Annotated in this window: 7 protein-coding genes; 6 read left to right on the top strand and 1 reads right to left on the bottom strand. The window is 63.9% G+C overall.

Annotated features, from left to right (window positions below):
* Positions 1-737: cyclase family protein (locus EN749_RS26630; RefSeq protein WP_145991013.1), on the bottom strand; the 737-nt coding region annotated here is incomplete at its 3' end.
* Between the two features lie 119 nt (positions 738-856).
* On the opposite strand from EN749_RS26630, the gene EN749_RS26625 reads away from it, so the two are divergent.
* From EN749_RS26625 to EN749_RS26600, 6 genes are all read left to right on the top strand, one after another.
* Positions 857-2,431: an NAD(P)/FAD-dependent oxidoreductase gene (locus tag EN749_RS26625; protein WP_128364291.1), complete on the top strand. Its 1,575-nt coding sequence runs from the start codon at positions 857-859 to the stop codon at positions 2,429-2,431.
* 110 nt (positions 2,432-2,541) lie between these two features.
* On the top strand, positions 2,542-4,071 hold the full coding sequence (locus EN749_RS26620; RefSeq protein ID WP_128364290.1) for an ABC transporter substrate-binding protein: 1,530 nt from the start codon (positions 2,542-2,544) through the stop codon (positions 4,069-4,071).
* 89 nt (positions 4,072-4,160) lie between these two features.
* Complete coding sequence (locus EN749_RS26615) at positions 4,161-5,168, top strand: ABC transporter permease (RefSeq protein WP_128364289.1); 1,008 nt, start codon at positions 4,161-4,163, stop codon at positions 5,166-5,168.
* The gene (locus EN749_RS26610) at positions 5,161-6,009 is read left to right on the top strand and encodes an ABC transporter permease (RefSeq protein WP_127808061.1); all 849 of its coding nucleotides are present in this window, start codon (positions 5,161-5,163) and stop codon (positions 6,007-6,009) included. Before EN749_RS26615 ends, EN749_RS26610 begins: the two co-directional genes overlap by 8 nt.
* Positions 6,006-6,884: an ABC transporter ATP-binding protein gene (locus EN749_RS26605; RefSeq protein ID WP_128287530.1), complete on the top strand. Its 879-nt coding sequence runs from the start codon at positions 6,006-6,008 to the stop codon at positions 6,882-6,884. The genes EN749_RS26610 and EN749_RS26605 overlap by 4 nt, the downstream gene beginning before the upstream one ends.
* The coding region (locus EN749_RS26600) for an ATP-binding cassette domain-containing protein (RefSeq protein WP_128364288.1) at positions 6,877-7,247 on the top strand (371 nt) is incomplete at its 3' end. The genes EN749_RS26605 and EN749_RS26600, both read left to right, overlap by 8 nt.

The following is a 7,247-nucleotide window of genomic DNA, read 5'->3' as shown; positions in this document are numbered from 1 at the left end:
ATCTTGAGCGGCGCCGCGATCAGGATGGCGCCCTTCGGCGGCAGCTGGTCGAGATTGCAGAGGCTGGCGAGACCGTAGCGGTTGGCCTTGTGCATCAGCGTGTGCGCCGGGAATGGCGGCTCCATGCCGCCGGCCTTGCCGGCATCCGTGCCGATCGTCTCCGAGCCCCAGCCCTTGATGTCCTTGCTGATCAGGAACTGGATGGCTTCGGCCGTCGGGCCGGGCGTGTGCGGGCCGGTCTCGTTGGCGTTGAGGAACTCGGCTTCCGAGCCGTTGCGCTTGTACCAGTCGGTGCGCATCACCACCCATTCGCCGGCATTGATCGCGCCATGCTCGGCTTCCCAAGCCTTGATGTGGTCGACGGTGAGCAGGAAATCGTGGTCGGCGGCGGCTTCCTTCGAACAGTCGATGACATTGACCGGGCCGACGAAATTCTGCGCCGGAATGGTGTCGGTGGCGCCGTCCGGATAATCCTTGCCGGAGATCCAGTGCTGCGGCGCGTCGAAATGCGTGCCGGAATGCTCGCCGAGCTTCAGCCAGTTCCAGGCCCACCACGGACCGTTCTTGTCGTAACGGGAGATATTGTGGATCTCGACCTTCGGCGTGTCGACGGCGAGTTCCGGCGGCAGCTTGATCAACGGCGTATCCGGCCCGAGCGGCGCCGACAGGTCGACCACCTTGATGGCGCCTGAAAGAAGCTGGCTGGCGACTTCGCCGAGGAGTTTTTGCGTGTCCATGGTTTGAAGTTCCCTCTTTCGTGTGATGATCAAGGCTCGTCTCGGCCCTTAATATCCTACTAGACGAAAACATATGCATCTGCAATTATCTTTAAGCATAAAGGAAATGGGGACGAGGCGTGAGCGAGTTCGACGCCATCTTTGTCGGGGCCGGCCACAACAGTCTGGCATGCGCCGCGCATTTGGCGCTCAAAGGCTGGAAAACCGGGATTTTCGAGGGCAGTGCAACAATCGGCGGCGCCGTCCAGACGCGCGAATTCACCCTTCCCGGCTTCCGCCATGATTTCGGTGCGATGAATCTGAGCCTCTTCGCCGGCTCGGGCTTCCACCGGAAATATGCAAATGAATTGAAAGCGCAGGGGCTGGAGTTCGCCCCCGTCGCCGACTGTTTCGCCAGCGCCTTCCCCGACGGACGCTGGTTCGGCGTCAGCAACGATCTGGAAAAGACCGCCGCGCGCATCGCCGCCTTCTCCGCTGCCGACGCCGCCACATGGCGCAGGCTGGTCGCCGCCTTCCCGGCGGAGGCCGAGCATCTGTTCCGGCTGCTGGGTTCGCCGATGAGTGCCCGCGCGCTTGCCGGCACGGCGTGGAACCTGTGGCGCAAGAAGGGCATGTCCGGGGCGCTCGATACGGGCCGGCTGCTGTTGTCCTCGCCCCGCGCCTGGCTGGAGGAGAATTTCGAGTCGCCGCATATCAGGGCAACGCTCGCCACCTGGGGCATGCATCTCGACTTCGCGCCCGACATCGCCGGCGGTGCCGTCTTCCCCTATCTGGAATCGATGGCCAACCAGAGTTTCGGCATGGTGCTGGGCAAAGGCGGCGCCGACACCATCATTAAGGCGCTGTCGGGCATGGTCACATCTGCTGGAGGCAAGATCGTCACCGGCGCCGAAGTGGCCGAGATCACGGTTTCCGCCGGCAGGGCGACCGGCGTGCGGCTTGCTTCCGGTGAGACCCATACCGCCACAAGGGCAGTCATTGCCGGCGTTGCGCCCAAGGCGCTGACTGGCAAGCTGCTGCCCAATGGTTCCGGCGACGCCGGCTTCGACTCGGCGATGCAAAAGTTCCGCCACGCACCGGGCACGATGATGATCCATCTGGCGCTGGACGATCTACCCGATTGGCGCGCCGGAGCGGAGCTTCGGCAGTTTGCCTATGTGCATCTGTCGCCCTCGCTCGACGCCATGTCGCGTACCTATCAGCAGGCGATGGCGGGCATGCTGCCGGACGAGCCGGTGCTGGTCGTCGGCCAGCCGACGGCGATCGACCCGTCGCGGGCGCCTCAGGGAAAGCATGTGCTGTGGGTGCAGGTGCGCATGCTGCCCGCCGAAATCACAGGCGATGCCGCCGGCAAGATCGCATCGGACCATTGGGACAAGGTGAAGGACGTCTACGCCGACCGCGTCCTCGACATCATCGAGACCTACGCACCCGGCCTGCGAAACAAGATCCTGGGTCGAGCGGTGTTCTCGCCTATCGATCTCGAGCGTGAAAACCCGAACCTCATCGGCGGCGACCAGGTCTGCGGCAGCCATCATCTGGCGCAGAACTTCCTGTTCCGCCCAGCGCGCGGCTATGCCGGCTGGAACACGCCGGTGGCGCATCTGCACCTCACTGGAGCCGCGACATGGCCGGGCGCCGGCACCGGTGCGGCGTCGGGCTTCATGCTCGCACAACAGCTTGGCGGGAGGTAGGAGCCGAGGATTTCCTTGAGGCTGCAAGGGGCAAGGCGCTGCTGCCCAAGAAGCCTGAACCAATGACCTGAAGACGCCGCGCAGAAACAAAACCAACAAGGGGAACGACCATGACAATCAACAGACGTGAATTGCTGGGATACAGCGCCGCGGCACTCGGGGCGGCCGCCGTCGGCCTGCCGCAGATCGCCAAGGCAGCGGCCGGCGAACTGACCATCGCCTACAACGTCAACCTGCCATCCTGGGATCCGACCACCGGCCCGTCGGCCGTCAACCCGACCATCCAGGGGCTTTACCAGTCGGTGTTCGACCAGTTCATCCCGCAGAAGCCCGATTTGTCCTTCGCGCCTGGCCTGCTCACCGAATGGGGCTGGAACGACGACCGCACCAAGATCATGATGACGGTGCGCGAAGGCGTGACCTGGCATGACGGCTCGCCGTTCACGGCCGAGGACGTCGTCTGGTCGCTGCAGCGGGCAGGCGACGAAAAGACCGGCAACCCGATCCAGTTCGTCTGGAAGAACGTCAACAACTTCAAGATCGACGGCAACAAAATCACGGGCGACGTCGTGCAGTTCGACCCGGTCTATTTCAAATGGATGTCGTTCCTGACCGGCTACATCATGCCGAAGGCCTACTACGAGAAGGTCGGCGCCGAAGGTTTCGAGAAGGCGCCGATCGGCACCGGCCCCTACATGGTGGAAAAGTTCGAGCGCAACGCCTTCCTGCGGCTCAAGGCCAATCCGAACTATTGGGGCGGCAAGCCGGCCTTCGAGAATGTGACGATCAAGTTCGTCGCCGACGCGGCAAGCCGCGTCGCCGAGATCGAATCCGGCTCCTCGCAGGTGACGCTCGAAATTCCCTATGAGGAGTATGACCGGCTGATCGCCAAGGACGGGCTTGCCGGCTCGTGCAAGAACGTTTCCGACATCGGCATGATCTTCTTCAACGACATCGAGGCGATGCTGGACAAGAACGTCCGCCAGGCCGCCGTGATGGCCGTCGACAAGAAGCTGCTGGTCGATCGCCTGCTGCGCGGCTACGGGCAGCCGATCGATACGCTGGAAACGCCGGAATACGCATCCTACGACGCGTCGATCAAGGTCGAGCACAATCCGGAAAAGGCCAAGGAATTGCTCGCCGCTTCCGGCTATTCGCCGGAAAAGCCGGTCAAGTTCACCATCCAGACGACCAAGGGCTTCAAGCCCAAGGACTATGAGATGATCCAGGCGATCGTCGGCATGTGGCGCAAGGTCGGCATCGAGGCGACGATCGAGGTCTACGAGATCGCCAAGCACTACGAACTGCGCGCCGCCGACAAGCTTGCGCCGGCCGCCTTCTACAATTGGGGCAATGCCATCGGCGATCCGACCACCTCGACCGGCTTTGCCATGTATGGCCCGAGCCCGCATTCGGTGTGGGACAGCCAGGATCTGATCGACATGATCAACCCGCTGTGGGGCGAAAAGGACGAGGCCAAGCGCATCGCCGGCTGGAAGGCTGTCGACAAATACATCGCCGAGCAGGCCTATGTGCTGCCGCTGATCCAGTATGCGCAGCCGATCGTGCATGCCAAGGGCGTCAATGTGGTGCAGCATGTGTCCGGCGCGCTGCTGCCGGCCCTGATGACCCCGGCCTGACATCGGCCTGGAATTGCCGCGCGCCGTCCATAGCGACGGCGCGCATTTCTATCCGGCATACGAGCCAACGAGCTCCTGCAAAGATTTACATGCTCCTGCAACGATTCCTGATCCGCCTTCTGACGATGCTGATCACGCTGTTCGGCGTGGCCGTCGTCGTCTTTGTCGTGATCCGCGTCGCGCCCGGCGATCCGATCGCCATGATGCTGCCGCCCGGCGCGACGGATGCCGACATTGCCCGGCTGCGCGCGCTCTACGGCCTCGACAAGACCATCGTCCAGCAATTCTTCATCTGGCTGTCGGGCGTGGCCCGGGGCGATTTCGGCACTTCGATTTCGCTGCGGCAGGATGTGCTGGGCCTCGTCTTCAACCGGCTGCCGGCGACGCTGGAACTCGCCATCGTCGCACTTGTGATGGCGGTGGCGATCGGCGGCACGACGGCGATCATCGGCGCGCGCGAACGCGGCACGGCGGTCGAGACCGGCATCGACATCGCCAGCGGCGCGGCGCTTTCGATTCCCGATTTCCTGTGGGGCCTGGTGCTGATCCTGCTGTTCGGCGTGCTGGTGCCGATCTTCGACATTTCCGGGCGGGTGTCGCCGCAACTGGACCTGCCCTTCGTGACCCAGTTCTATCTGTTCGAGAGCCTGTTGCGCCTGCGCCTCGACCTCACCTGGGATCTGCTGAAGCACATGCTGATGCCGGCCGTGGCGCTGGCGCTGCCGCTGGCAGCAATCATCTCGCAGCTGCTGAAACAGTCGCTGAAGGAAGTGCTCGACCTCGACTATGTCGTGCTGGCGCGGGTCAAGGGGTTTTCGGAAACGCAGGTCATCCTGCGCGAGGCGCTGAAGAATGCCGCGCTGCCGACGCTGACGCTGGTCGGCGTGCAGTTCACCTTCCTGATCGGCGGCACCGTCATCGTCGAACGGCTGTTCTCCTATGAGGGCCTCGGCAATATGGCGATTGACGCGGTCATCAACCGCGACCTGCCTTTGATTCAAGGCATCGTGCTGGTCTTCGCGCTGCTGTTCGTGCTGATCAACCTCAGCGTCGACATGATGTATGCGCTGCTCAATCCGAGGCTGCGCCATGGATGAGGGCCGTGCTCGAAGGCGAGGTGTGTCGCCACGCCTGTGGCTGGCCGGCGGCTGGCTGCTGCTGGCGCTGTTGGCCGCGATCTTCGGTCCGCTTGTCGCGCCCCAGGATCCGCTGGCACAGGATTTGATGCTGGAACGACTGCCGCCATTCTGGATGAATGGAGCCGAACCCGGCTATTGGCTCGGCACCGACAGCCTCGGCCGCGATCTGTTGTCGAGGCTGATCTTCGGCGGCCGCATCGCCTTCATCGTCGCATTCGCCGCAGCCATCGCCGCCTGCGTGGTCGGTTCGACGCTAGGCCTGATCGCAGGCTATTTCGGCGGTTGGGCCGACCGCATCATCTCGCGCATCGTCGATGTCTGGATGGCGTTTCCGCCGGTGCTGTTTGCCATATTGCTGGTGGCGGTGCTCGGCACGGGCTTGAGTTCCGTCATCCTGGCCATCGCCATCATCGACTGGACGCGTTTCTGCCGGGTGATCCGTGCCGAGACGATGGGTCAGTCGCGCATGGACTATGTCGAGAATGCCCGCATTGCCGGCTACGGCCGCATCGGCATCATGCTGCGCGAAGTGCTGCCCAATGTGGTGCCGTCGATCGTCGCGCTGCTGTCGCTGGAAATGGGCATCGCCGTCATCGTCGAGGCGATCCTGTCCTTCGTCAATCTGTCGATCTCGACCGACGATCCGACCTGGGGCGGCATCATCGCCGAGGGCCGGCTGTCGATCCATCAGGCCTGGTGGGTGCTGGTGTTTCCGCTGATCACGCTGATCCTGACCGTGCTGTCGTTCAGCCAGTTCGGCGAGGCGCTGAAGACGCGTTTCGATCCGGTGCTGCGATGAGCGCCTGCCTCGACATCAGGGATCTGAGTGCGGTGCTGCCCAACGGCCAGCGCGTGCTGCGCTCGGTGTCGCTCTCCGTTCAGCCCGGCGAAGTGCGCGCGCTGGTCGGCGAGAGCGGCGCTGGCAAGACGATGATCGGCAAGGCGGTGCTCGGTGTGCTGCCGTCGAGCGTGCGCATTGTCGAAGGCGACATGCTGCTCGAGGGTGAAGACCTCGGCAAATTGCAACCCAAGGCACGACGCACGCTGATCGGGGCGCGCACGGCGCTGATCCCGCAGGACCCGCTGACCGCGCTCAACCCGTCGCGGCGCATCGGCTCGCAGATGACCGACCGGCTGGTGCGCATCCTCGGCTGGAGTGGCGAGAAGGCCGATACCCGCATCCGGCAATTGCTGGACGAGGTGCAAATCCGCGATCCCGACCGCGTGCTGAAGAGCTATCCGCACGAACTTTCCGGCGGCATGCGCCAGCGCGTGCTGATCGCTGCCGCCTTCGCCGCGGAGCCAAGGCTGATCGTCGCCGACGAGCCGACCACGGCGCTTGATGTGACCGTGCAAAAACAAATCCTGCGGCTGATCGTGCAGTTGCAGCTCGAGCATGGCACGGCGATCCTGTTCGTCACCCATGATCTCGGCGTCGTCGCCAAGATCAGCCAGAGGGTCTCGGTGCTTTATGCCGGCAAGGTGGTGGAGGAGGCCGACACGGCGGCCCTCTTCGCAGCACCGCAGCACCCCTACACGCGAGCGCTGATGGCGGCGACGCCACGCTACACCGATCCTTTCGCCTCGCTGAAGCCGGTGGACGAGGCGGTGCTAGCCGGGCTTGCTTCAGAGATTGCTGCCGCAGACCAAGCCTGGAGGCGGCCGCATGGTTGAACCGTTGTTCTCCGTGCGCGGGCTGAAGGTCGCGCTGCCCGACATGACGCGCAAGCCACTGATCGGCCGCGCGCCATTGGTCGAAATCCTGAAGGGCCTGGATTTCGACCTGCCCAAGGGCTCGGTGACCGGCATTGTCGGCGAATCCGGTTCCGGCAAGTCGACGCTCGGCCGCGCCTTGGTGCGCCTGCTGGAGCCCAACGCCGGCAGCGTCACTTTCGACGGTCGCGACATCACCCATCTGCCGGAAGCGGAGCTGCGGCCGCTGCGCCGCAACCTTCAGATGATTTTTCAAGATCCGATGTCCTCGCTCAACCCGCGCCGCACCATTGCCAGCATCATCGCCGCACCGCTCAAGCAGAA

The organism is Mesorhizobium sp. M7A.F.Ca.ET.027.02.1.1, from assembly GCF_004022985.1.
In the GTDB taxonomy this organism is placed as follows: Bacteria; Pseudomonadota; Alphaproteobacteria; order Rhizobiales; family Rhizobiaceae; genus Mesorhizobium.
Note: the sequence above shows the minus strand (reverse complement) of the source record. Positions and strands in the feature narration are given on the sequence as shown.